Origin of the sequence: Chryseobacterium sp. VD8 (assembly GCF_037149975.1) — a bacterium.
GTDB lineage: Bacteria > Bacteroidota > Bacteroidia > Flavobacteriales > Weeksellaceae > Chryseobacterium > Chryseobacterium indicum.
The window spans coordinates 13,393-36,673 of record NZ_JBBCQL010000014.1 but is presented as its reverse complement, the minus strand read 5'-3'; the positions used below and the strand labels follow the sequence as shown (position 1 = coordinate 36,673).

The following is a 23,281-nucleotide window of genomic DNA, read 5'->3' as shown; positions in this document are numbered from 1 at the left end:
GAATCTACCTCGATGTTTTCTCTGGACATGAATATTTTCAGACGTAATCTGAAGTTCGTCATCATGTTGTGCAGGTGATAAACCACGCCGATTTCCTTTTCCGGAAACTCAGGGTAATGGATTCCGCACACATCGGTAAGGAAATTGATTTCCAGTGATGAATCTTTCAGATAGTGAACGATTTTCTTCAGGTCTTCCTTTTTTACCTCAATCGTCAGCATTCCATATGGCTCTGAACTTGCAATAACAGACTCCGGAAATTCTCTTGTAATTGCTTCTAATACAAATTCGTTTGTCATTCCGTTAGTTGCTAATATTGTAAGAATCTAGTAATTTCTGATATTCAGGCATATCTCTTCTTCTGATGCTTTCGCTTTCTGCTAAAGCCTGAACCTGCATTACGCCTTCAATAATCTGTTCCGGTCTCGGAGGACATCCCGGAACGTAAACGTCTACCGGAATAATTTTGTCAATACCCTGTAAAACAGAATACGTATCAAAAATACCACCGCTGGAAGCGCAGGCTCCAACTGCAACTACCCATTTCGGTTCTGCCATCTGAGTGTATACTTCTTTCAGGACAGGTCCTAATTTTTTGGATATTGTTCCGCAAACCATCAACATATCTGCCTGTCTTGGAGAGAAAGAGTTTCTTTCCATACCAAATCTGGAAGCATCGTATGTTGGATTCAGCGTAGCCATAAACTCAATACCGCAACAAGAGGTTGCAAATGGTAAAGGCCAAAGAGAAAATTTTCTCGCCATCCCGATTACACTGCTCAGTTTCGTTGCGAAAAACCCTTCTCCTTCAAATCCTTCCGGAGCAGGTGCATCTGTTCTTATTACTGGTTTGTTATCTGACATTTTAGTAGATTTTAGATTTTAAATTTTAGATTCTAAATTATTGTTAATGTAAACTTTAATCGAAAATCGCCATCTAAAATTTGTAATTTAAAATTTATAATTTCTTATTTATCCCAATCTAAAGCGCCTCTTTTCCATACATAGAAAAATGCCATGAAAAAGATTGCCACGAATGTAAGAACGGCAAGGAATCCTTCCATTCCGAATTCTCTGAAGTTTACTGCGTACGGATAAAAAAATACGATTTCAATATCGAATAATACGAATAATACCGCCGTCAAAAAGTATTTAATGGAAAACGGTGTTCTTGCATTTCCTTCTACCGGGACTCCACATTCCCAGCTCTGGTTTTTTACAGAATTTCCTTTTTTCTGTTTCGGACCTAAAAAATGCGCTCCAAGCAAAGAAATGGCTACGAAACCGATCGCAACACCTGCTTGTATAAGGATTGGAATATAACTTTCAGGTAAATTCATTTTTGCATTATTATCTCAATTTGCAAATTTAGCGAATAAACAAGAAAGCATGAAATTTATGAGGTTAAAAGTGGCTCCAAAATAGGCAAAACGGATAATTTAGAATCATTAAAAATAACAATTATTTTTTCATTTTTCTGATGAGAGAATACGCCATAAAGGAAATATAGGCAAAAAGGAGACTTGCGTAGATAATATTCACCGCCGTATTGGTTCTGTCATCCGCCAACTGGAAAAATAAATTGTATGCAATAAATCCGGCAATTAAAATTCCGAAAATGATGAGTTGTGGTTTCATATTTTAAAACTTACAATAAGTCTACTTTTTGATGATGAAAAATTATTTGATTTCCAGAGCGTAGGTTCTCCTTCTTTTATGGTTTACGGGATTGTAATCCTGCCAAAGAAGCTGGATGCTTTTGTTTTCTTCCAGTTCCGGATTGGTTTCCAGATATTTCACTCCTTTTTTATTGAAGATATCCCAGATTTCCTTAAAAATAATGGACGTTACACCTCGTCTCTGATAATCGGGATGAATTCCGATCAGATAAAAATTAGCCCTGTCGTTTTTCTTTCCTGCCTGTAAAAAATGCCACCATCCGAAAGGAAGCAGTTTGCCTTTGGATTTTTGCAAAGCTTTTGAATAGGAGGGCATTGTAATAGCAAAAGAAATCAGATGGTCATTTTCATCTGCGATACACACGATGAAATCTTTATCGATTAAAGGGAAATATTTCTCTTTGTAGGTTTTTCGCTGTTCATCCGAAATAGGAGTGTAGGTAGAAAGATGCTTGTACGTTTCATCCAGCAGATCAAACATCGCATCCACATACTGTAGGATTTCTTCTTTAGATTTAAATCTTAGAACTTTCAGATGATATTTTTGGGATATCAGTTCATTGAATTTGTAAATTTTTTCCGGAAGGGAATCCGGGAACATAATTTCAAATTCCACCCATTCTTTTTCTTTGGTTAAGCCTAACTTTTCAAGATGTTTCGGATAATAATCATGATTGTAGATTCCGATCATCGTTGCCAGTTTATCGAAGCCTAAAGTCAGCATTCCGGCTTTATCAAGGTTGGTGAAACCCATTGGTCCTTCAATCTTTCCGATATTTTTTTCTTTGGCATACTCAACTGCTTTTCCGATGAGTGCCTGAGAAACTTTTTCGTCATCAATAAAATCAATCCAGCCAAAACGTACTTTTCTTATCCCTAGTTCACGTTCTTCTTTATGATTGATCATTAAGGCAATTCTTCCGACGATTTTATTATTCTGATATGCAAGAAACTGTTTGGCTTCAGAGTATTGCAGTGCCGGATTTTCCTTCGGGTTCCATATTTTAATCTCATCATTAATAAGAGCTGGAACGTAATACGGATTGTTTTTGTACAGATCCATCGGAAATCTTACGAATTGCTTTAGCTGATCGCTGTTTTTTACCTCAATAACTGAAATTTCTGACATGATTCTTTCGTGAAATTATGGAACAAATATAGCTAAATTAATACAATACTTTGGCACAGTTTTTACATCATATGGGATGAAAAGTATATTATTAAAGATTACAGAGATGAATGGTTATTATTTGATTATTATTGTTTCGATGGCGGTGAGCTGGTTTGTTTCATGGAGGCTGAAATCGAAGTTTGAAGAGTATTCTAAAGTCTACCTCAGAAACGGACTTTCCGGAAAGGAAGTTGCGGAAAAAATGCTGAGAGACAACGGAATTAATGATGTTCAGGTAATGTCGGTTCCGGGGCAGTTAACAGATCATTACAACCCCGAAAATAAAACAGTTAATCTTTCCGAAGCGGTTTACATGCAGAGGAATGCAGCGGCAGCGGCTGTTGCAGCTCATGAATGCGGTCATGCCGTTCAGCATAAAGTAGGATATTCCATGTTGCAGTTACGGTCAAAATTGGTTCCGGTAGTAAATATAAGCTCCAATCTGATGCAGTTTGTAATCATGGGAGGACTTGTCATCATGGCATTAAGCGGAAATAAACTGATTCTTACCATTGGAGTGATTATGTTTGCCTTAACAACGCTTTTTGCATTTGTAACACTTCCTGTAGAATATGATGCAAGCAACAGGGCAATGAAATGGCTTCGCGATACGGGAACGGTAACTGCCGAAGAATATGTAGGCGTAAAAGACAGCTTGAAATGGGCAGCGAGAACTTACGTTGTTGCTGCGATCGGGTCTTTAGTACAGCTTCTTTATTTTGCTTCCTTATTAATGGGGGGAAGAAGAGATTAATCTTTAAATGTGAATGAAACATATTGCATCTCGGATAGCTTTTCCGAGATGTTTTCTTTTTGTGAAAGTTTCAGGGAAGCGGTTACTATACAGTTTTCATTCGCATCAAATTGCAGGACTTTGGCATCATACTTCGACAGTAAAGTGAAAATGATATTCTGCTGATTAAAATTAAACTGAATCTCAACAGTCGTTTCAAGTTCTTTTGTAATGATATTTGCTTCTTCCAGTGTAATTTTTGCCGATTCTTTATAGGCTTTTACCAAACCGGAAACCCCCAGTTTTGTTCCTCCGTAGTAACGGACGGAAATAACCAGAACATTGGTAATTTCATTCGCCAATAACTGGTTGTAAATCGGAAGTCCGGCACTTCCCGAAGGTTCTCCGTCGTCATTTGCGCGATAATTTTCTCCGTTAAGTCCCATTCTGAAAGCATAACAATGATGCGTTGCCTTCGGATGTTCTGCACGGATTTTTTCCAAAGCGTGTTTCAGTTCTTCCTCGTTGTTCACAGGGAATGCAAAACCCAGAAATTTACTTCCCTTTTCTTTTAACAAAGTATTTTCTACCGCAGATTCTATCGTCTTAAAATTGAACATATATAAAGAGGAAAAATATTTTTTCGAATGTTAGAATAATTATTCAAAGGTAAAATATTTTTAAGAAAAAGTCCCGGAAACGGACAATAAAAAAGAGAACCGTTACAGTTCTCTTTATTCGATTAACAAGGAAAGCTTCCTTCCAGCCAAGGCGGAGGACAACTCATACTTGAAGGTGTTTTACAACATCTTTGTAAATTTGGCGGATAATAAGAACAGCAAACCGGTGCTATTCCTCCGACAAGCTTTTTAAGCTCTTTTCTTTGAAGTTTTTTCAGATTTTTCATATAGTTTGTATTAACTTGATTGGAGTATTAAAAATTTTAATTAATTAAATAGCTTGTGACGGATCTAAAGGACCGCCCTGACTTGTACACTTTGTACCAAGCGGAAGACAATAATATTTCTGGCGCGGGATACAGCATTTGTAATATCCTGTTATGCAGTTTTGATCACAGGTTTCGATTCCTCCCAGAACGCTTTTCAGTTCATGCTTGGATAATTTTCTCAGATTTTTCATGATGATGATTTTTTTTAGTTCATCATAAAGCTACATAATTAATTTCAAACTATGGTGAAAAATTGCAAAATATTTATTATGTTAAATTTTTGATTATTAAATATTTAAATACTTTCTGAAAGAAAAAAATCAATGCGGTTATCTCTGATAAATTCAGTTTTGAAAGGATTTGACTGGTCAAAAACAGGAGCTTGGGTTCCGTTCTCAAGAAGAAGACTTTCATTTTTAATAATAATGGCTTCATCCCAAAGATTAGCATCTATAAACTGCTGTAAAGTGAATTTTCCACCCTCGATGATTACAGACTGAATCTGTTCTTTATACAAAGCTTCCATAAGATTCTGAAGGAAGTTGTCTTTTTCAGTTTTAATAAAATGAACATGATCTGCAATTTCTTCTTTTACAGAATTAATCACGATGGTTTTCGCTTCTTCGTTATAAATTTTAAAATTCTGAGGAACTTTCAGATCAAAATCAATTAAAATTCTCACAGGATTAACGCCTTCCACATTTCTTACCGTTAAGCTGGGATTGTCATTTAAAGCGGTCTGTGTTCCGACCAAAATGGCGTGTTCATCGGCTCTCAACTGATGCACAAACTGATTCACTAAAGAATTTGAAACTGCGGTTGGCTTAAAGTCTTTATCCAGAAATCCGTCTCCGGACTGCGCCCATTTCAGAATAATGTAAGGTCTTTTCTTTTCGTGGTAAGTGAAAAATCTTTTGTTGAGATCAATACATTCTTTCTCCAGAACACCTGAAATCACTTCAATTCCTGCATCCTGAATGATTTTTTTCCCTTTTCCGTTCACTTTGTCATGAGAATCCATCGCTCCAACAACCACTTTTTTAAAGCCTAATTCCTTGATTTTTAAAGCACAGGGCGGCGTTTTTCCGTAATGTGCGCAAGGCTCTAATGTAACGTAAATAGTGGATTCGGGAATCAAAGATGGATCTTCAACAGAATTAATAGCATTAATTTCCGCATGAGGTTCTCCCGCTTTCTGATGATAACCTTCACCGATAATTTTACCGTTATGCACAATTACACTTCCCACCAAAGGATTCGGATAGGTTTTTCCAGTCGCTTTTTCAGCGAGTTCTATGGCTCTTTTAATATAAAATTCGTCCTGCATACTGAATGAAAAAAGCGAAGTCAAATTGCTTTGCTCCGCTCTTTTTGTTTTTTAAATATTGTTATTCTCCGGCAATAATGCTGTGAAGATTTTGTTTTAAAGTTTCCAGATGAGCTTTTTTCTCGTCGATAGAATCATAAGTATCTCTCAACATAGGATTTTCTCTTGATGGGTTTTTGAAGAACGCCAGATTGTTTTCAAGTTTTACGATTTCAGCTTCAAGATCAGAAATCTGGCTCTTGATTTTTCTTGCTTTGTCTGTAAGCTGGTTTTCAGATAATCCTTCTTCTTTAAGTTCAAGCTCGTTGATTTTATTTAATTTCAGTTTTTCTCTCAACGTTTTGTTGAATTCTGTGTTGATGGAGATTTTATCTCTCGGTACTTTTCCGATGTTGTTCCATGCGGTTTTAATGGCTTCAATTCTTTCGATGCTGCCTTCCTCGTTCCCAATTGTTTTTAACTCGTCAAGAATTGCTTTTTTCTGCTTGTAATTTTCTTTCCAGTTATCCGCAGAAGCGTTGCTTTTTTCACGGTAGTTGTTGAAGAACGCATTACACGCATCACGGAATTCGTCCCAGATTTTATTCGTCATGCTTTTCGGAACATGCCCGATTTTTTTCCAGTCTTCCTGAAGTTTTTTGAACAAAGGAACGGCAATGTCCCATTCTTCGTTATTCTGGTTGTCTTTCGCAGTCTGGATCAGTTTTAATTTTTCTTCCAGGTTTGCCTGCTGAGAACCTTTTAACGATTTATAATAGGTATTTTTTGTTGTGTTGAATCCTCTAAGAATTGTTTTAAATTCATTCCAGTTTTGGTTGGAAAGCTTTCTCGGAACGCTTCCTGTTTTCAGGAATTCTGAACGAAGTTCTTCCACTCTGCGGATCGCATTCTGCCAGTAATTATGGTTGGGATTTTCACCGGGCTCAGAAAGTTTCTTAATTTCAGCAATAATCTGATTTTTCTTTTCCAGATTTTCGTTCTGCTCCGTTTCAATAGCTGCGGAAAGTTCAGATTTTCTTTCGTGAATCTTATTTGAAATTTCTTTGAATTCTTCCCATGTTTTCTCACGGAATTCTTCGGCAACCGGTTCTGCCTCTTCTTTCCAGAGTTTATGAAGATACTGAAGTTCATTCAGCGCTTTCTGAATTACAGGCTCGTGCTCAAGCTGTTTTGCACGTTCAATGATGTGTTGTCTTTTTTCAAGATTGTGGCTGTATTCCTGCTCCAGAAATTCTTTATTCAGATCAAGCATCTGATAAAACTGGTTCAGATGGTGGAAATAGTTGTTGTTGAGAATCCTGAATTCAGATTTTGCAACCTGTCCCGCTTTAGACCATTCTTCTTTAATTTCTCTAATCGATTTGAAAAGATTGGTTCCCGGTTCGGAGTTGGTATAAAGGTTTTTAAGTCTTTCGATAATACTTTGGCGGTGTTCCAGATTTTTCTTCTGCTCTTCTTCCTGACCTTTCTGGTAGGCATCATGCTTTTCTCTGAAAATATTCACCAAAGCAGAGAATTTTGCCTGAGAAGGATGCTCATAGCTGAAATTTTCAGGAGCATTTCCGGCTTCTGTATACTCATGCTTTTTATCTTCCACTTCATCATGGATGTAATGACTTGCTTTTTCTTTCAGCTGGTTGAATTTTTTGAAATCCTCACCAGCGTTGGGCGCATTGATGATTCTTTCCATTTCCTTTAAGGCATCGGCAAGAGAAATGTCTACATCCTCGTGTTCTTCTTCATGTTCTGTCTCTTCATGATGAACATTTTCATCCTGAACTTCTGTGTTTTCCAATGGCTTTTCCTGAAGGACTTCGTTAGAGTTCTTGTTTTCCTCGTTTTCAGAAAGGTTGTTTTCTGTAGTCATAGCAAATCGTTTATGTGAGTGGCATTAAAATATCCTCTAAATATAATGCTAAAAAGCTAATATAGTACTAATTTATGTTATTTTTTTTGAAAGTTCCAAATTTCCCAGGCTTTTTCTGCCTGCTGTTCCAGCATATAATAACCGTTTACTGTTTTAGCTCCCTTTTCAGCGGCATTGATGATGAATCTGGTATAGTTTGGGTTGTAAATTAAATCAATAATCAGATGATCTTTTGAAAGACCTTCAAAAGGAAAATTCAGGCAGTCTTCCACATTCGGGAAAGTTCCTACCGGAGTACACTGGATAATCAGCTTATGATTCTCAACGGTAGCAGCATCTAAATTGTCATAATTAATTTCTGTGCTTCGGGAAACCGTAACCGATGGAATTCCGTGTTTATCCAAAACATATTTTACGGCTTTTGCAGCGCCTCCGTTTCCTAAAATGATGGCTGAATCATGATGTGGTTTTTTGTGAAGCAGCAAAGTCTTTTCAAATCCGAAAGCATCGGTATTATAACCTGTTTTCTTTCCGTTTTCAATCAATACACAGTTTACAGCCCCGATGTTCTTCGCTTCATCGCTCAGTTCATCCAGATAATCAATAATTTTTTCTTTGTAGGGAATTGTTACGTTAAATCCTGCTAAATCCGGAGCAGAGAACAGATTTTTTACTTCATCAATTTCATTTAAATCGAAAATACTGTAAGAATAGCCTTTCAGCATCAGTTTCTGAAATTTGTCTTCAAAGTATTTTTTTGAGAAAGAGTAGGAAATGTTTTTCCCGATCAAGCCTAATTTTTTATTGGAATCCATAGGATAAAATTATAAAAAAAGACCGGAAAAACCGGTCTTTCATATAAATATTTTTTTGTCTTAGTTCACTATAAATTTCGCGGAATAAGAATCCGTTTTCAGGATGTAGTTTCCTTTGGACAATCCTTTCAGGTTAATTCTGTTAGAAGTTTTGAAAGGATTTTCAATCGTTTCGATCAGTTTTCCTGAAAGATCATAGATCTGAGCTTTTGATATTCTGTTCAGGTTTTCTCCTTTTACAAATAATTCATTGTTCTTTACAGGATTAGGGTAGATGGTAAACTGAGATTTATCTTTGGATGTTTCTGCAGTTCCTAATGAAGTGAAGCAGGTCCAGCTTAGATCATCAATTGCCACTCTGTTTCCGGAAACAGGATTAATCAGTTTAATCGTAATATTTCCGCTCACATTGATGTTATTAATCGTAGTAGTTGTAGGAGCTGCGGCATTATAAGGAATGGTTCCTACCTGAACTCCGTTTACTTCAACATTTAATGAGCTGTCGGTTCCTCCGAATTTTAACTGTGCAGTTACCGTTAAACTCTGGATTCCTCCTGAAACTGCAGAGCTTAGTAAATTTCCGTTTCTCACAGTAATAGCCTTACCGTTGATAGTCTGGTCTGTTCTTGCATCTGTTGCAGTCCATGTGATATTATTGTTAGTCCAGGTTTGGGTGGCGTAGGCTGAAGAGGCAGCAGGAATATTTGAGAAATCTTCTGTCCCACAGCTTCCGCCCGGCTGTCCGCCTGCAAGAGTGGTTCCCGAAGCGGTATTACTTGCCGGAGAAGCATTTCCTGCGGCGTCTTTTGCAATTACATAAAAATTATAGGTTGTGGAAGGGTTCAATCCTGAAACCGTAGCAGTTGTTCCGGTAACCGTAGAATATAAAACGCCATCTTTATAAATATCATATCCTGTAACGCCAACATTATCTGTAGAAGCCGTCCAGCTTAAAGAAATCGTGTTGGATGTAGGATTGCTGGTCGCCAAATTGGTAGGAGCAGTAGGAGCCTGTGTATCAACAACGGGAGTTCCCCAGATCTGAGCAACGTATTCAGGATGGTCGATGTATGGATTTCTGTTTCCCTGATAATTGTAAGAAGCGTTGTTTCTTGCAATTTCAGTAGCAGAAACTGGATCTGCATTATGCCACGCCAATAGCTGGTTCAGTTCCCATGTCTGTAATCCCGGAAATGCAGAACCTCCCAACATATTTCCTGTTCCGAAACCGGAAAGCTGAGATTCATATCTTGTTACGAAATACAGGATCATTCTGGCAATATCACCTTTAAAAGCATCAATCGGCTCAAAAACCGTCCCCGAATATCCCGGAGAAACAGAAGTTCCCAGTTTTGATCCGTTTAAAGAAGTGAAAGATGCAGTTCCCACTTTTCCGTATGGAAAGTTAGATCTCATCCCGTTTACTTTTCCGTCTGTTGGTCTGATGAAATTAATGTCTGAAACCATCGGAGCATTGCTGTTGAATAAACTTTGAGGAACAACGTGCTCCCTGTTATAGCAGCCTCCTTCTCCGCTGTAAGATCCGCACTGTCCTGAAGGGTAATTATAAGAGTAAGGATCTGTACCGTTTGGATTTTCAGAGTATATATCTAAAATGGTATTGTCGTTTTCATAGCCTGCCATGGCGATGTTATCACGGTCTGTCGTTGCGTAACCAGCCCATAAACCATTATAACCGTTGTCGATGTGACCGTTTGTGATAATCTGTTTCAGTTTGGTTTTTAAAGCAGCTCCGGTAAGACCTGCAGTTCCGTCGTAATATCCCGTAGGAATCTGAGCGAATGTACTTATCAAGACAAAGCTCAATAAAAAAGAGAATAATTTACGTTTCATTTTTAAAAATTGGGACGCAAAGATACGAAAAAATGAAAGCTTATGTATTAATTTTTAGTAATATAATCTTTGCTGATCTTAGAAAATGCCCATGAAATTCCAAAGCCGAATAACGATGCGGTAACGGCAACAATAAGATAATTTTTACCTACTATTTTCACCGGAAAAGGTAAGGTTTCGTTGGCTTTAAAAAATTCTGTGAACTGCTGGAAATAGCAGAGTCCCGTTCCTAAAATTAAACCCGAAATAATTCCTAAAATAACAATTAAAACTCCGGTATAGAAATAGACCTGTCTTAAATGACTTAACGGAAACCCTAATGAAATAAGGGATTTTGCCTGTTCTTTTTTATCAAGCTGAAGAATAATAATGGCACCTGCTAAATTGAAGGTGGTAATGAATATAACCAATGCAAAAATTAAATAAATAAACAGCTTTTCTGTATTAATCATCTTCCAGAATGCTGCATTTTCTTCTTCTTTGGTTTTTATTTCAATACCTTTTCCAAGAGACGAAATCAGCTTTTGTTTTACAGAATCTGCATTTTCCGGATTTTTTAATTTAATAACGATTTGATAGGCAGAGTGCTTTGGGAGGTTTAACAGTTCTTCAGTTAATTCTACAGGAGCAATAATATAATTGTCCAGTTGGTCTTTTCCTGCAAAAACTCCGGAGACGAGAATGTCTTTTTTGTTATAAATATCTTCTTCTTTATTGATGATTCCGGTTCCCGGTTTCGGCATAAAAATCGTTGCATAATCCGAAGTTGAGGGTACAGGAATCGAAAGTCTGTTATCCAGAGAGTTTTCCATTAAAACTTCATTGGAATATTTGAAACTCGGATAAGCGCCGTAAAAAACATCTTTGTTGATGGGATTTACTTTCGTATAAGCAGAATCTACGCCTCTCAGATAAGCAATATCTCCCTTTCCGTTGTAGCTGATGTACACCTTTTCTTCAATAACTCTCGAAAAATTGCTGATCTCTTTATTGTTTTTGAGAACGGAATTTATTTTATCAAAATCTTTCAGCGTTTTTCCGGAAGCACTTTTAAGGGTAAGATCGGCATGGAGATTTGAAATCAATTCTTTATTGAGGTCTTCAAGCCCCGAAAAGACTGAAATAATAACGAACATTGCAGTAACGGCAACCGTCATCGCACCAACCGCCAGCCACGTAATAAACGTAACGGCAGTACTGCCTTTTTTAGACAAAAGGTATCGGGAAGCGATATAAAATGCGATGTTTTTCAAGGGCTACAGAATAGGGTTGTCACCTTCACCTCTCAATTCTCGTTCCAGTTTTTCAACGTCATCAAGAGAAGTGTCTAAGTAGAAATTAAGATTAGGGATTACACGAACCTGCTTCGCCATTTTCTGACCGATGAAGTTTCTGTATTGTGCCTTGTTCTCCTCAATTTCCTTCATTACAGCTTTGCGGTGTTCCTGCGGAAATATGCTTAAATAAATTTTGGCAATACCCAGATCCGCTGTTACTTTTACATCCGAAACCGTTACCAGAATGCTTTGTCTGCTTTCTGAAGCCTGCTTGCGGAAAAGTTCTGCGAAATCTTCCTGTATAATCTGTGCTACTTTTCTTTGTCTGTTACTTTCCATAATTTCTGCAAATTTAGTACTTTTGTTTGAATTGATACTTTGAAATCTGGTCGCTGTATCAAATTTACGACTTAATTTATTTAAATATTTATGAAATTAGAACATATCGGCATTGCCGTAAAATCTTTAGGCGTTTCTGATGAACTTTTTGCAAAGCTCTTAGGGAAGGAATCTTATAAACAGGAATCTGTGGAAAGGGAAGGGGTGGTAACTTCTTTTTATGCTGCCGGAGAAAGTAAGATTGAGCTTTTGGAGGCGAGTAAAGAGGATAGCCCGATCTCAAAGTTTATTGAAAAAAAGGGAGAGGGCATCCATCATCTGGCTTTTGGTGTGGAAAATATTCTGGAGGAAGTGCAAAGACTGAAAAAAGAAGGTTTTGAATTTATCTCGGAAGAGCCGAAAGAAGGTGCTGATAATAAATTAGTTGTCTTCCTTCATCCCAAATCTACAAACGGCGTGCTGGTAGAACTTTGCCAAGAAAAGCAATAAAAAATTTTGTAGTGAAAGAAATTTTACTATTTTTGCAAACACAAAATTTAACCAAGTTTTGAGGTCCTATAGCTCAGTTGGTTAGAGCACCTGACTCATAATCAGGTGGTCCCTGGTTCGAGCCCAGGTGGGACCACTGAAAATCAGACACTTACGAAGATGTGAGTGTCTTTTTTTATGTTGTTGCAAGATTGTTGCAAGATTCAGATGTTTATCTGAATAAAATCACCATTCAAAAATTGAAATTCAAAAAATCTTACTGGTAGCATCCCATAAGATGTAGTTGCAATAATATTAAGTTTTGGTTTGTTAACTTCCCCGTAAATTTCTATGGTGTCAATTTTAAGAATATTTGGTAATGAAGAAATATCCGATACTTTCTTTTTTAGTAAGTCAATATAGATGTGATAGTCTGTATGGATGTATTCAGTTGATATTGAATATTCGTCATAGGTTGCGCTATTTTGAATATATTTTGAAGCCGATTCGAATTGGTCTTCCAAGTTAATAAGTCTTAATCTATATGAGTCAGTTTCTGTTTTCATCTGATAATACTTCAATCCTCTACCTTTTAACATATTCATGACCTTAGTTATCTCTTTTTTTGATGCACGTAGACCAAATATTATAGATGTTACAGCGTTGAAATTATAAGTATTGATGCCTTGTTCCTCAAATATTAACCTAATTTCCTTCTCATGTTTCCATGATAATGATTTCGTGCCAATAATACTAGTTAAGTCCATCCTTTTGTTGTATGAATCTGTAAGAATATTACTTTTTTGCGGTGATTCTTTATATTTTACTTCAACAGTGTGAACTAAAGGTATTATCTTATTAAAATTAAAGTCTTTAAGAAGTAGATCTAAATCATATTCAATTACAAATCCCTTATGCGAATCTGAATATAGAGACCATAAAATCTCATTGTCGAATGTTTTGCAAAGAGAGTATACACCTTTAATCTTTATTGTTTCAACGAAGTCATCGTATCCTTTGTGTAAATTATTAGAATCAAAACTTTTTAAAACTTCCAATATTTTTTTATCTTCTTTATCGTTAAACATCCCCTCAAAAGGATCATTTAGGTTTTCATACGTTGGTGCAAATAATTGATTTAAAGATAGACTTATTACATCTCTATCGTAGTTGCTTCTATATTTGTAAACTTTCATATCAATATATTAATTTATTTTATCGGAACTGATGAACGGTATTTTGAAGTGATATAATTAAGAATAGTCACAAAAATAAGACTTAATTTTTATTAAAATATTTTCTCAATAGTAATTATATGCTATATTGCGCTATCAATCAAGGAATAACAGTCTCTTAATTTCAATTTCACTTGATGATGTTATAAAAAACTAATAATAATATTTTAAGTCAGCAGTTGACTTTAAGATGCTTTGAAATTTAATAATATGGGATTAAAGGAATTTTACAAATTAAGAAATGATTTTATCTTAATTGGTCTTACCGGAAGAATGGGTGGGGGTACGCATGATGTTGGTGATATTTTATGTAGTAAACAATACTCTAATTATTTTGATGAAAATGATAACAAGAATCTTATACTAAAAGATGAAATTGATCAAATCAAAAAAAATAATATAAATGAAGGATTAAAGTATGAGATTCTACACAGTTTCATTAAGGGTGAGGATAACTTCACTAGTTTTCAGAGGCTCAAATATAAATCAGTTATTTTATTTCAATTCTTGTTTGATTGTAAAAAAGATAACAAAGAAGAATTCAGAGATAACATTATAAAAATAATTTTAGATATTGGACAGTATAAAAAATTTGTTAATGAAAGATTTGGGTCTGACTCTGACAGCACAGATTTTATTAACAAGGAATTAAAAGATTTTTTAGAAGAAAACTTGACCGGAAATATCGTTGACTTCTTCAAAATAGAGGGTGAAAATTTACATGAGTTTTTTGAAAATAGTATAGATAACATACAATGTCAAAGAATTGGTAATTTTTTCTTCAGTGCAGAATTTACCGATTTTGCAGAAAAGTTTTTTGATACATTGGATTTGTATTCTCATAGCATACGTATTCGTTTTGTTCATATACTAGCATATATGTACAGGATTTGTGGTAAGATTAATCTTGAATCATCATTGAAAATAGATGATGGAGAAGAAAAAGGGACATTAGAATCGAAAAATATTTACTTCAATGCTAAAACAATTAAGTATTTAGTTAAGGTTTATAAAAGAACTTTTGGTACTTGTAATATAGTGATTGATTCATTGAAAAATTCCTTCGAAGTTAATTATTTTAGAGAACGTTTCTCCGGTTTTTATCTTGTAGCAGTTAATAGAGATGAAGATTCTCGTGTCATTAAGTTAGAAAATAAAATCAATAACATCTCACCAAAAATTGGTGCTAAAGATGATATTCTAAAAACAGTTAAATTTGATAAAACAGAATATAAAACTGATAATTTCAAAGATGGAAACTTTGCGGCGGTTGATGTTGAGAACTGTATTCAAAAAAGTGATTATCATATCTATATAGATAAAGAAATCAAGACTGAAAATGTATATGCTGATGAAGAGTCTGAAGTCGAACTAAAATATGCAGATAGATTTAGATTAACTAAACCTCAGGTTCTTAATTTGGTAAATTCACAAATTGATAACTATGATTTTCAAAAGAAAATAGATGATAAAAATACTTTTAGTTACAAATCTTGTGACTTGCAAATTCTAAAATTAATCTGCCTTATTAAACAACCCGGCATAATAACTCCGTCTGCACTCGAAAGATGTATGCAAATTGCCTTCAATGCCAAGTATAATTCTGGTTGTATATCTAGGCAAGTTGGTGCTGTTGTCACAGACAAATCATATTCTATAAAAGGTGTTGGATGGAATGAGGTTCCGGAGGGGCAGACGCCATGTTCTTTACGAAGTATTTACGAATTTAAAGATGGTTTCTCAAATCCAAGCGTCTTTACCGATTTTGAGAAGAATGGTAGATATGAGGATGATAATAAAAGTTTTAAAGATAAAATTGTCGAATCTCTAAATTCGGTGCCGGTAGAATTTAAGGATGAATTAAATGGACGAAACTGCCCCTATTGCTTCAAAGAGTTTCATAATTCATTCGAAGGTCAAAAAAATCAAGTTCATACTAGATCATTGCACGCAGAGGAAAATGCAATGTTGCAGATTACAAAATATGGAGGACAACCATTAAAAGGTGGTCATTTATTTACTACTGCAAGTCCTTGTGAACTTTGTTCTAAAAAGGCATTTCAATTAGGGATACAGAATATTTTCTATATTGATCCTTATCCGGGTATTTCAAGAAAACAAATATTAAAGGGAGGAAATAATGAAATTTCTAATCCAAATCTCTATATGTATCAAGGGGTTGTAGGTCGAGGATTTAATAAATTGTACGAACCTTTTATGTCTATCAAAGATGAAACAAAACTTAGAACGAAAATTAAACCTGTAGAAAATGATAAGGTTAAAATTAAAACTATTAAGAATATTCTAGAAAAGGAAATGAAAAATGATACTGCAATGAAAGATAAACTTGATGAAATTTTTAAAGATGATAGAAATGTAATTAAAAAATTGACTGATCTTCTTAAAAAAGGTTTAGAAAACAGTTCTGAGTAGTATCTAAACTAAGTTTTTTAATTTAACTTTTTTGAAGTAGGCAAAGAAACATCAAAATTTTTGATGTTTCTTTGGATTTAAGTAAGATCGTAAAGAGGTTCTTCGTTCCATTCTTTACCTAAAAGGATTCTACCATTGGATTTTTTACTTCTTTTAACACCATCTTCTCCCCATGTTCCCCATTGTTTAAAGAAAAAAGAGACGTTTTGTTCGTTGCATTGTCTTTGGATATCGATTGCCCATTCAGACTTCATCGGACGTGCTTTGTGACCACTTTCACCTCCGACAATTACCCAATGAATATCAGTCAGATCAATTACTCCTACTTCTCCAATTAATGGTTCTATGGACAGGAATCTGATCTCTGCGTCAATCTTCCGTAAGATATCAATTCGATTTTTTGTTTTGGAATTTTCTACTGTTACTCCCAGCCATACATTTTTTGGAACTTTTCTATTTGCAAAGTAATCCGCTAATATATTTTCTCTTTTTGTAAGTATTTGATATTGGTGGTGCGGTGTTTCTTCAATAACATTGAAAACTCTATCTAAGAACTCAAAAGGCATATCCTCATGAAATAGGTCACTCATTGAGTTGACAAAGAACTTTGTTGGTTTCTTTATTTTACGAGGTAAATCAATTCTTTCAGGCATTAATGTGAAGTCAAAACCGTTTTCATAACCACTTGCCCCCATTGCTTGTAATCTTTTTGCCATCGTCTCCGCATAACAATTCTTACAACCGGCAGTAACTTTGTTACAACCGGTGGAAGGATTCCAAGTCGCATCTGTCCACTCAATTTTTGAGGTCTTCATAATATCTTTATTTCAAAATCTTTTTGATTTGCGAAGGTATGTATTTTATCAGAAATCAAATTTCCGGTGATTTCAATTCTTTTTTCTTTTTCCATTTTTCTTAAATACTCGTTGCAGTGTTTTGGTAAACATCCAAACTCTAAAGTTTCAACGTAAAGATTGTACATTTTATTTTCCTTTTTCTCAAAGATGTTTCTTTCTAATTTACGGTGTAATAATGCAATTTTTTTTACAGTATTATCTTCATCAAAAAAAGATAATTGTCCTTGAATTATCTTTTCTTCATCAATATTGAAATTCGCATCGCCAGTGTGAGGATTTATGTTCCATCCTACTTTTAAGAATTTTTCCAATCCATACGTATTTTTTGAACCAAAAATTAAACCGTAAATATTGATACCTTTTTTTATAGAAAACGGTGCAAGTCTGTAATTGTTATTAATTAGTGATTTGTAGTAATCAAATATAACTCTGTGACAGTGGAAAGGTTTTTTACCATCAAATTCTTTTTTATTGATCTTTATGTAGGTTGAGAATTCAGTTTGTTCATTAAATCTTCGGACAAATGAAGAAGATATAAAAAAAATAAAATCAGTTCGATCTAATGCGGTAAGTTTTTGAAAAATTTCTTCGGTGATTTCCTTAATACCAAATTGGTCTAAAAACATAAGTCTAGGTATTTCGGGATTCGTTTGCATTAAAGGATGAATTTCATTGAAAAACTCATTAAATGATTTATTGTAAAGTTTAACCTCAATTTTGTCTCTATTATAGTCAAAATCGTTTATATTGGTTTGGAGAATTTCTAAGGTGTCATAATTGTACTCATTTAGAATTACTTTAATTTTTACTTTTGTCTTTTCAACAAGATCTTTGTACTCGTTAAGTACATCTAAAATAACCAAAGGACTTCCATAATTTCCGTTTGAGTCTTTTCCTTCGCCTGAAAAAAAATCATAAATAAAAATGGTCTTCCAATAAGTGTTTTTATGCGAAGAAATAAATACTGGTAACCACTCTTTAAAATATTTTCTAAAAATTTCTAATTTTGCCTTCGTGCCTTCATCAAAAGGAATGGAAAAGTGTTTTTTTGGTTTCATGAAAGTTAAATAGTTATACTAATATAAATAAAAAAAACTGATCTTTGTTAAGATCAGCCAGTTATATTTAATTAGTAATTAATATTTTAGATAAGATTTTCGTTGATATTAAATGCCGTTTCCATATCCATACTACCAAGATAATGTCGTGTAACAGCTGTACTTGAATGCGATAACATTTCTGATATTTTATCTACCGATACACCTTGTCTTTTAAGAACGGTAGCATAAGAATCTCTAGCAGTTTTGAGTTGAAGAGTAATAGATAAATCAAGTCGTTCGGATATTTGTTTAAGGGATTTGTTGACACTTTTTCTAACTTTCCGATTCATATAATCAAAGTTTTCGTCGGTGTAGCCATCTTTTAAAAATCCAAGTAAGAAAGTACTATTTTTATCACCAACTTTACTTATAATATTTTCTACTTTTTGATTTATCGGAACAACAATTTCCTGTCTCATTTTTTTTCTGGTATTCTCTGTTTTCTTTCTGAAAAATACGAAACAATTACCATTTCTCTGATCCCATCTTAGTCTTAAAAGATCGGCAAAGTTGATACCATTACATCGATAAAGTAGTTCCCAAATATCACGGGCAAACTCTTCGTCATTACTTTCAAATTTATCCAAATTTATAATCATAGAAATTTCATCATTGGTAAAAACTTGTTTTTTTGGAAAATATTCACAAATCGAATACCCACCTTTGCCAAAAGGATAGAGGTAACCAGTCGGTATCACGTTTTTCTTTTTCATGAAATAATTAATTACCGTTCTGAGGTCTCTGAAGTTGGAATTTATAGATGAAATAGATACACCTTCTTGTGATCTTTTTCGTTCAATTTTTTTCAAAAATTCCGGTGTTATTTCTAGAATTGTGAGATCGTTATTTTCTCTTGTAAAGACATTTTTTGATTGTTTAATATGAATTTTGGTTCTAATACTTAAATGTTCATTTTCATCACAATATGTTTGGAATAAATCATCTAATTTAAATGATACTTTAGAGTCTTTTTGAATTGTCTTTTCGTCCTTTTCAAAAAAAAGTTTTTTGATCAGATTCCTGTCAAATGCTCTAAGTTCCGAAATTATTTTTTCAACTTTGGCAACCTGTTCTTGACAATTTTTACGAAATTCTACCATTCTTATATCCATTTCCTTTTTTACAAAAATTTTTATGTACTGCGCTTCTGTCATTTTTGAAATATTGAGATATAGTTGATTTTTTCCATCAATTACACGGATGCTGAGATTGTAATTTTCTTTTTTTAACTTAATTCTTTTATCTAAAATTAAAGTACAGGTCGCCATATTGATTTATATATTTAATGTTGGAAATGTTTCTTCATCAGTAGTATTTTTATTAATGTTATTTAACCATATTAATATCTCTTTTTGATCAAATATCAGTTTTTTTCCGATTTTCTTATAAGGGATTTGTTTTCGTGAAACCATTGAATAAACTGTTGACTTTTTTAAAGGAATGTTTTCTATCAAAGAATTAAGATCCCAAAATTTTTGTTCTGTCATTATTTTAATGTTAAAATAAAGACGTAGGCTATTCTACGCCTTTATTTGGTTTTTGCCTAATTTTTTATCACTTTATTCTTCCTCATCATCATACATTTCATCCTCAAATACTCCTGTTTCAAATTCAATTAAAGAAGGATAAGTATTTTCTAAAAATTCGCTATCAGTACAGAATAATGGTGGGTTTTCATAATAATAAGTGGATTGAAATTGATTTTGTAAAATACATACTTTTTCATGGACATGATCTGCATAATGATCTTCGTCATCAAAATCTTCCGTATAATCGTAGCCATCCTTATCATGACTTCGATATATAATTGATTCCATACAAAAATGGTCATAAACAATTTTACCGTCACTCGTTACACCAATGATTGCATCAGTAAAATCGTATTGTGATGTAACAAATGTTGAGTTTGGAAATTCACTTATCAACTCTTTAGAGTTATTTCTTTTTATAAATTCTATATTTTTCATTTTATTTTAATTTAATTGTTTAAAAATTGCCACCAAACTTCCCAGAAAAGGACAAAAGTTCTCTAATACACCTTTTGATATATTTATAATGTCGTTAAGTTTTTGAGAAATTAGTTCACCGGAAAGAGTGGTGACGAAAGGTTGTAAATAGTTGTTAAGAAATGATCAAATCCAATTCAAACCATTTTCCTTCTTTTATTTTTGGAATGATAGAATAGGAGTATAATGTATTTTTTGATATAATTGGGGAATTATGTTGATACATTTCCTTCCATAAATTCTGTAAAAAATCAATTTCATCCATACAACAATGATAGATTTCCTCTCTCATTTCAAAATTAGGCTGAAAACCTTTAGGAATATGATTCTTTTCTAGAGTTTCTCTTAGTAATACAATATCATACACAGCCCTCTGATTCTCAGTTATTCCAATAAAAGCGTCTTTATATTCGGTTATGAAATTTGTCTCAGTAAATTTTTTCCTTAATTCATCTGAGTATTTTAGTTTTTTTACTCTAATCATCATGCTATTTTTTTATTTTGGTTAATATTCATTATGTTATAATCTTCAATAAAGTTTTCCACTTCATCAACTTTCTCGATAGTTTGCCTAAAATATTTCTCTTCTATTTCAATTCCAACATATTTTCTTCCTAAAAGTAGAGAACTTAACATTGTATTACCGACACCGTTCCAGATATCTAATACTGTATCGCCAGGTTGGGTTGATTCCAATACTAATGTTGCTGTTAATTCAATCGGTGATGTAGAACTGTGACGGTTTTCTTTTTCCTGTGCTTGTCTGAAAAAATCTCCAGGATTTCCTACATTACATTTGATAATATCTTCACAGTATCCTTTATCTAATACGTTCACTACTTTTTTCAAATTTGATTGGAAATATTTTCCTCCTTTTACACCAGTTTTTGTATTTCCATGATTTGTACACCCTGATGTTCTTTTAAAAATCGTCTCTACTTCATCTTTCATGAACATGTAAGGATTTAAGTAAAATTCGTTAGGTGACAGTGAAAATCTGTATACATCCTCGTATCCTTCTACTGAATCTTTGTAAGAATATTGTCTCCTTAAAGGGTTGTTCTTGATCCACTTTTTTCTCCCGGTTAGATGTAATCCTATTTCTCTCATTTCTATTGCCAGATATTCAGGAAACAATGAATAACTACCATCTTTATTTTTGTAATCATATACAATAATGTAGATTGAACCATCAGCTGTAAGATATTTGACAAATCTTTGATAAATGTTTGCAATATATCTAGCAAACTCCTTCGGTGTCATTTGACGTAGTTCTTCATCATTATCAGACCATTTTCTTCCCGGTCTTTTAGTATCGTATCCATACTCAGGACTTCCCATTATCACTTTCACACGACCAATAAAATTTTCGGGTATAACCTGAATCCTAGAGTCTTCATGATATACAAGAGCATTTTCTGATTTGTATTCTTTTGTTAAAATTTTAATAGGAACTTTTCCTTGATTGTGATTTTCAATTGTTTCTTTTGTTTTTTCTAATTGCTCAATTGCCGAATTTAGTTCGTTAATCTGTTTAATATTGGTAAAGTAGGGTAGTAGGACATTTACTTCTTTATCATTTTCCCAATTAATTTTATCATAAACTTTATCTACTAAATCAAAATCACAATTATTTTCAAGTAGTTTTTCAGCTATAATTGTCGAAGGTTCATTTTTCTTAATGAAAGAACAAAATTTTCTTAATTGGTTGAGAGAGTATTCTCTTGAAAAAACTTTGTCTACAATAGAGATAAAATGGGTTGTGGAAAGTTGTTCAATTACCGCAACTAATTTTTTGACTCGTTCGGTACATATGCCTATTTCTTTTCCAATTTCCTTATAACGACTATAACCTGTGACACCTTTTTTAGGAGGATATTTCCTCATGAAATGTTGAAATTCTTTCCGTAGAACAATTCCCGATTTAATTCTAGATTTGTTTAAATCAATTACCAAATCAACTATTTGATTTTCAGTACCGTTAACAATCACATAACAATCACATTCTTTAAATCCCTCATTAATCATGTGATCAATCCTTCCAGTTCCAGAAATAATGAAATACCTATCATTATTTGCAACTAGCACCGGTGGATAGATAGGTTCGTTACCATTTCTTTCTAATGATTTTGAAAGATATCCTTCTGGAATTACATCATAAATTTCTAGGTGAAAAGGATGTTGTTCCATCAGATCAAATTTGATCTTTTCTAACCTCTTCTTGAATTTCGTGTTTTCGAGGTTCTGTAAAATGTCTTTATTCATATTATGAAACTTTGTGGGTATTATTTTTTACCCGATTTTTTATTAACAAAGTTATACGTACGACTCATCTTCATCTTCAAAGAAAGATATTGGATTTTGTCGGGTCATTTATTTTGCACGATATATTTAGAGATAAGGAATTCTAGATTCCGTAGTCATTTTTATAAAGTTTCCATGTTTCAAGTATTACTGCTGTATTAATGAAATTCTCTTTGGAAGACCTTTTAGTCTCAAAAACCCAGTCGACTCCATCTATCGAAATGTATAAGTCAAAAATTAATGGTAAGTCATCTGTTGTTTTAAATTTTTTTTCAAATATTGGTTCACCTGAATTGTCTAAAAACTCTTCAAGAATTTTAAGAAGAGATTTTTCAGTTCCTTCCTTACCTTCCTTACCAAAATTCTTTGCAAACTTTCGGAACTTTTTACCATCATCATCAATCCAATTGATTTTCACCATGTCATATTTAGAATCGGATCCCTTTTTTGATGAAAAAGATTTATAAAAATCAGGATTGTATACTAACGATAGTTTCATCAATCGTACAGCAAAATCATTTGTTTTTTTGATCAAATCCTCAATAGTGAATTTATTTTCTAAAAATATCTTATCTGCTACCGAAGAACTATAAAAGTTATCAACTTCCTCAATTAGGCGTAATCTTTCAGTTTCTATTTCATTATAAATCTGATCAAGAAAATTATTTTCTTTTGTAATCGAATCCAACATTCTTTTTATTTCAGACCGTTTTTTATTTTCTATAATATGGAATGGATAACCAATAACCAAAACATTGTTAATGATTTGTTTTTGCTTCAGTTCTACATTTAATTGTTTCAGATCAAGTATCATCGATTATTTTTTTACAAAGATATAAATAATTTAACTCCGTGCAAAATGTTTTA

General features: G+C 33.6%; 26 protein-coding genes and 1 tRNA gene. 4 read left to right on the top strand and 23 right to left on the bottom strand.

Annotation, left to right across the window (positions count from 1 at the left end; translation table 11 throughout):
• From WFK35_RS03145 to WFK35_RS03125, 5 genes are all read right to left on the bottom strand, one after another.
• A partial coding sequence (locus tag WFK35_RS03145; protein WP_336731303.1) for an NADH-quinone oxidoreductase subunit C occupies positions 1-299 on the bottom strand: 299 nt, incomplete at its 3' end.
• 4 nt (positions 300-303) lie between these two features.
• Positions 304-864, bottom strand: a complete 561-nt coding sequence (locus WFK35_RS03140) for an NADH-quinone oxidoreductase subunit B (RefSeq protein WP_047397471.1) — start codon at positions 862-864, stop codon at positions 304-306.
• Between the two features lie 104 nt (positions 865-968).
• Positions 969-1,340 (bottom strand): NADH-quinone oxidoreductase subunit A, encoded by a 372-nt coding sequence (locus WFK35_RS03135; RefSeq protein WP_027380112.1) that lies wholly within the window; start codon positions 1,338-1,340, stop codon positions 969-971.
• Positions 1,341-1,461: 121 nt separating this feature from the next.
• Complete coding sequence (locus tag WFK35_RS03130) at positions 1,462-1,638, bottom strand: hypothetical protein (protein WP_165762924.1); 177 nt, start codon at positions 1,636-1,638, stop codon at positions 1,462-1,464.
• A gap of 42 nt (positions 1,639-1,680) precedes the next feature.
• Complete coding sequence (locus WFK35_RS03125) at positions 1,681-2,808, bottom strand: GNAT family N-acetyltransferase (protein WP_336731302.1); 1,128 nt, start codon at positions 2,806-2,808, stop codon at positions 1,681-1,683.
• A 106-nt stretch (positions 2,809-2,914) separates the two neighbouring features.
• On the opposite strand from WFK35_RS03125, the gene WFK35_RS03120 reads away from it, so the two are divergent.
• The gene (locus WFK35_RS03120; RefSeq protein WP_336731305.1) at positions 2,915-3,604 is read left to right on the top strand and encodes a zinc metallopeptidase; all 690 of its coding nucleotides are present in this window, start codon (positions 2,915-2,917) and stop codon (positions 3,602-3,604) included.
• Here WFK35_RS03120 and WFK35_RS03115 read toward each other — a convergent pair.
• The 9 genes from WFK35_RS03115 to rbfA all read right to left on the bottom strand — a co-directional run bounded on the left by WFK35_RS03115 (position 3,601) and on the right by rbfA (position 12,011).
• Entirely contained in the window at positions 3,601-4,203 is a 603-nt protein-coding gene (locus WFK35_RS03115; RefSeq protein WP_336731301.1) for an IMPACT family protein, read from the bottom strand. The two genes, WFK35_RS03120 and WFK35_RS03115, sit on opposite strands and share 4 nt — an antisense overlap.
• Positions 4,204-4,325: 122 nt before the next feature.
• The gene (locus WFK35_RS03110) at positions 4,326-4,490 is read right to left on the bottom strand and encodes a bacteriocin-like protein (RefSeq protein ID WP_336731300.1); all 165 of its coding nucleotides are present in this window, start codon (positions 4,488-4,490) and stop codon (positions 4,326-4,328) included.
• Positions 4,491-4,534: 44 nt separating this feature from the next.
• A complete protein-coding gene (locus WFK35_RS03105; protein ID WP_336731298.1) occupies positions 4,535-4,723 on the bottom strand; it encodes a bacteriocin-like protein in 189 nt (62 codons plus the stop codon).
• Between the two features lie 104 nt (positions 4,724-4,827).
• A complete protein-coding gene (ribD, locus tag WFK35_RS03100; protein WP_336731297.1) occupies positions 4,828-5,859 on the bottom strand; it encodes a bifunctional diaminohydroxyphosphoribosylaminopyrimidine deaminase/5-amino-6-(5-phosphoribosylamino)uracil reductase RibD in 1,032 nt (343 codons plus the stop codon).
• Between the two features lie 61 nt (positions 5,860-5,920).
• Positions 5,921-7,726 carry a DUF349 domain-containing protein gene (locus tag WFK35_RS03095; protein ID WP_336731295.1) on the bottom strand — a complete coding sequence of 602 codons (1,806 nt, stop codon included), beginning with the start codon at positions 7,724-7,726 and terminating at the stop codon, positions 5,921-5,923.
• 77 nt (positions 7,727-7,803) lie between these two features.
• Positions 7,804-8,541, bottom strand: coding sequence for a shikimate dehydrogenase family protein (locus WFK35_RS03090; RefSeq protein ID WP_235132818.1), 738 nt, complete (start codon positions 8,539-8,541; stop codon positions 7,804-7,806).
• A 60-nt stretch (positions 8,542-8,601) separates the two neighbouring features.
• Positions 8,602-10,395, bottom strand: coding sequence for an endonuclease (locus tag WFK35_RS03085; RefSeq protein WP_336731292.1), 1,794 nt, complete (start codon positions 10,393-10,395; stop codon positions 8,602-8,604).
• A gap of 47 nt (positions 10,396-10,442) precedes the next feature.
• A complete protein-coding gene (locus WFK35_RS03080) occupies positions 10,443-11,648 on the bottom strand; it encodes an ABC transporter permease (RefSeq protein WP_214588575.1) in 1,206 nt (401 codons plus the stop codon).
• Between the two features lie 3 nt (positions 11,649-11,651).
• The gene (rbfA, locus tag WFK35_RS03075) at positions 11,652-12,011 is read right to left on the bottom strand and encodes a 30S ribosome-binding factor RbfA (RefSeq protein WP_235132816.1); all 360 of its coding nucleotides are present in this window, start codon (positions 12,009-12,011) and stop codon (positions 11,652-11,654) included.
• 90 nt (positions 12,012-12,101) lie between these two features.
• On the opposite strand from rbfA, the gene mce reads away from it, so the two are divergent.
• Both mce and WFK35_RS03065 read left to right on the top strand, forming a co-directional pair.
• Positions 12,102-12,500 carry a methylmalonyl-CoA epimerase gene (mce, locus tag WFK35_RS03070; RefSeq protein ID WP_087705849.1) on the top strand — a complete coding sequence of 133 codons (399 nt, stop codon included), beginning with the start codon at positions 12,102-12,104 and terminating at the stop codon, positions 12,498-12,500.
• Between the two features lie 62 nt (positions 12,501-12,562).
• A tRNA-Ile gene (locus WFK35_RS03065) sits at positions 12,563-12,636 on the top strand.
• Positions 12,637-12,703: 67 nt separating this feature from the next.
• On the opposite strand, the gene WFK35_RS03060 is transcribed toward WFK35_RS03065, so the two are convergent.
• A complete protein-coding gene (locus WFK35_RS03060; protein ID WP_336731289.1) occupies positions 12,704-13,675 on the bottom strand; it encodes a DUF2971 domain-containing protein in 972 nt (323 codons plus the stop codon).
• A 249-nt stretch (positions 13,676-13,924) separates the two neighbouring features.
• Here WFK35_RS03060 and WFK35_RS03055 point away from each other — a divergent pair, with 249 nt between their 5' ends.
• On the top strand, positions 13,925-16,147 hold the full coding sequence (locus WFK35_RS03055) for a hypothetical protein (RefSeq protein ID WP_336731288.1): 2,223 nt from the start codon (positions 13,925-13,927) through the stop codon (positions 16,145-16,147).
• 77 nt (positions 16,148-16,224) lie between these two features.
• On the opposite strand, the gene WFK35_RS03050 is transcribed toward WFK35_RS03055, so the two are convergent.
• From WFK35_RS03050 to WFK35_RS03015, 8 genes are all read right to left on the bottom strand, one after another.
• A complete protein-coding gene (locus WFK35_RS03050; RefSeq protein ID WP_336731287.1) occupies positions 16,225-16,962 on the bottom strand; it encodes a DUF5131 family protein in 738 nt (245 codons plus the stop codon).
• Positions 16,959-18,062 carry a three-Cys-motif partner protein TcmP gene (tcmP, locus tag WFK35_RS03045; RefSeq protein WP_336731286.1) on the bottom strand — a complete coding sequence of 368 codons (1,104 nt, stop codon included), beginning with the start codon at positions 18,060-18,062 and terminating at the stop codon, positions 16,959-16,961. Before tcmP ends, WFK35_RS03050 begins: the two co-directional genes overlap by 4 nt.
• An 86-nt stretch (positions 18,063-18,148) precedes the next feature.
• Positions 18,149-19,372 carry a tyrosine-type recombinase/integrase gene (locus WFK35_RS03040; RefSeq protein ID WP_336731285.1) on the bottom strand — a complete coding sequence of 408 codons (1,224 nt, stop codon included), beginning with the start codon at positions 19,370-19,372 and terminating at the stop codon, positions 18,149-18,151.
• 6 nt (positions 19,373-19,378) lie between these two features.
• On the bottom strand, positions 19,379-19,591 hold the full coding sequence (locus tag WFK35_RS03035; RefSeq protein ID WP_336731284.1) for a helix-turn-helix domain-containing protein: 213 nt from the start codon (positions 19,589-19,591) through the stop codon (positions 19,379-19,381).
• 72 nt (positions 19,592-19,663) lie between these two features.
• Positions 19,664-20,071: a hypothetical protein gene (locus WFK35_RS03030; RefSeq protein WP_336731283.1), complete on the bottom strand. Its 408-nt coding sequence runs from the start codon at positions 20,069-20,071 to the stop codon at positions 19,664-19,666.
• 154 nt (positions 20,072-20,225) lie between these two features.
• Entirely contained in the window at positions 20,226-20,597 is a 372-nt protein-coding gene (locus tag WFK35_RS03025) for a hypothetical protein (RefSeq protein ID WP_336731281.1), read from the bottom strand.
• Positions 20,594-22,375: a DNA methyltransferase gene (locus WFK35_RS03020; protein ID WP_336731280.1), complete on the bottom strand. Its 1,782-nt coding sequence runs from the start codon at positions 22,373-22,375 to the stop codon at positions 20,594-20,596. The genes WFK35_RS03025 and WFK35_RS03020 overlap by 4 nt, the downstream gene beginning before the upstream one ends.
• 142 nt (positions 22,376-22,517) lie before the next feature.
• On the bottom strand, positions 22,518-23,228 hold the full coding sequence (locus tag WFK35_RS03015) for a hypothetical protein (protein WP_336731278.1): 711 nt from the start codon (positions 23,226-23,228) through the stop codon (positions 22,518-22,520).
• Positions 23,229-23,281 lie beyond the last annotated feature (53 nt).

Excerpts from the sequence above, each read along its gene's own strand:
- WFK35_RS03140 (WP_047397471.1), bottom strand. The coding sequence starts at position 864 with ATGTCAGATAACAAACCAGTAATAAGAACAGATGCACCTGCTCCGGAA.
- WFK35_RS03135 (WP_027380112.1), bottom strand. The coding sequence starts at position 1,340 with ATGAATTTACCTGAAAGTTATATTCCAATCCTTATACAAGCAGGTGTT.
- WFK35_RS03130 (WP_165762924.1), bottom strand. The coding sequence starts at position 1,638 with ATGAAACCACAACTCATCATTTTCGGAATTTTAATTGCCGGATTTATT.
- WFK35_RS03125 (WP_336731302.1), bottom strand. The coding sequence starts at position 2,808 with ATGTCAGAAATTTCAGTTATTGAGGTAAAAAACAGCGATCAGCTAAAG.
- WFK35_RS03120 (WP_336731305.1), top strand. The coding sequence starts at position 2,915 with ATGAATGGTTATTATTTGATTATTATTGTTTCGATGGCGGTGAGCTGG.
- WFK35_RS03115 (WP_336731301.1), bottom strand. The coding sequence starts at position 4,203 with ATGTTCAATTTTAAGACGATAGAATCTGCGGTAGAAAATACTTTGTTA.
- WFK35_RS03110 (WP_336731300.1), bottom strand. The coding sequence starts at position 4,490 with ATGAAAAATCTGAAAAAACTTCAAAGAAAAGAGCTTAAAAAGCTTGTC.
- WFK35_RS03105 (WP_336731298.1), bottom strand. The coding sequence starts at position 4,723 with ATGAAAAATCTGAGAAAATTATCCAAGCATGAACTGAAAAGCGTTCTG.
- ribD (WP_336731297.1), bottom strand. The coding sequence starts at position 5,859 with ATGCAGGACGAATTTTATATTAAAAGAGCCATAGAACTCGCTGAAAAA.
- WFK35_RS03095 (WP_336731295.1), bottom strand. The coding sequence starts at position 7,726 with ATGACTACAGAAAACAACCTTTCTGAAAACGAGGAAAACAAGAACTCT.
- WFK35_RS03090 (WP_235132818.1), bottom strand. The coding sequence starts at position 8,541 with ATGGATTCCAATAAAAAATTAGGCTTGATCGGGAAAAACATTTCCTAC.
- WFK35_RS03085 (WP_336731292.1), bottom strand. The coding sequence starts at position 10,395 with ATGAAACGTAAATTATTCTCTTTTTTATTGAGCTTTGTCTTGATAAGT.
- rbfA (WP_235132816.1), bottom strand. The coding sequence starts at position 12,011 with ATGGAAAGTAACAGACAAAGAAAAGTAGCACAGATTATACAGGAAGAT.
- mce (WP_087705849.1), top strand. The coding sequence starts at position 12,102 with ATGAAATTAGAACATATCGGCATTGCCGTAAAATCTTTAGGCGTTTCT.
- WFK35_RS03060 (WP_336731289.1), bottom strand. The coding sequence starts at position 13,675 with ATGAAAGTTTACAAATATAGAAGCAACTACGATAGAGATGTAATAAGT.
- WFK35_RS03055 (WP_336731288.1), top strand. The coding sequence starts at position 13,925 with ATGGGATTAAAGGAATTTTACAAATTAAGAAATGATTTTATCTTAATT.
- WFK35_RS03050 (WP_336731287.1), bottom strand. The coding sequence starts at position 16,962 with ATGAAGACCTCAAAAATTGAGTGGACAGATGCGACTTGGAATCCTTCC.
- tcmP (WP_336731286.1), bottom strand. The coding sequence starts at position 18,062 with ATGAAACCAAAAAAACACTTTTCCATTCCTTTTGATGAAGGCACGAAG.
- WFK35_RS03040 (WP_336731285.1), bottom strand. The coding sequence starts at position 19,372 with ATGGCGACCTGTACTTTAATTTTAGATAAAAGAATTAAGTTAAAAAAA.
- WFK35_RS03035 (WP_336731284.1), bottom strand. The coding sequence starts at position 19,591 with ATGACAGAACAAAAATTTTGGGATCTTAATTCTTTGATAGAAAACATT.
- WFK35_RS03030 (WP_336731283.1), bottom strand. The coding sequence starts at position 20,071 with ATGAAAAATATAGAATTTATAAAAAGAAATAACTCTAAAGAGTTGATA.
- WFK35_RS03025 (WP_336731281.1), bottom strand. The coding sequence starts at position 20,597 with ATGATGATTAGAGTAAAAAAACTAAAATACTCAGATGAATTAAGGAAA.
- WFK35_RS03020 (WP_336731280.1), bottom strand. The coding sequence starts at position 22,375 with ATGAATAAAGACATTTTACAGAACCTCGAAAACACGAAATTCAAGAAG.
- WFK35_RS03015 (WP_336731278.1), bottom strand. The coding sequence starts at position 23,228 with ATGATACTTGATCTGAAACAATTAAATGTAGAACTGAAGCAAAAACAA.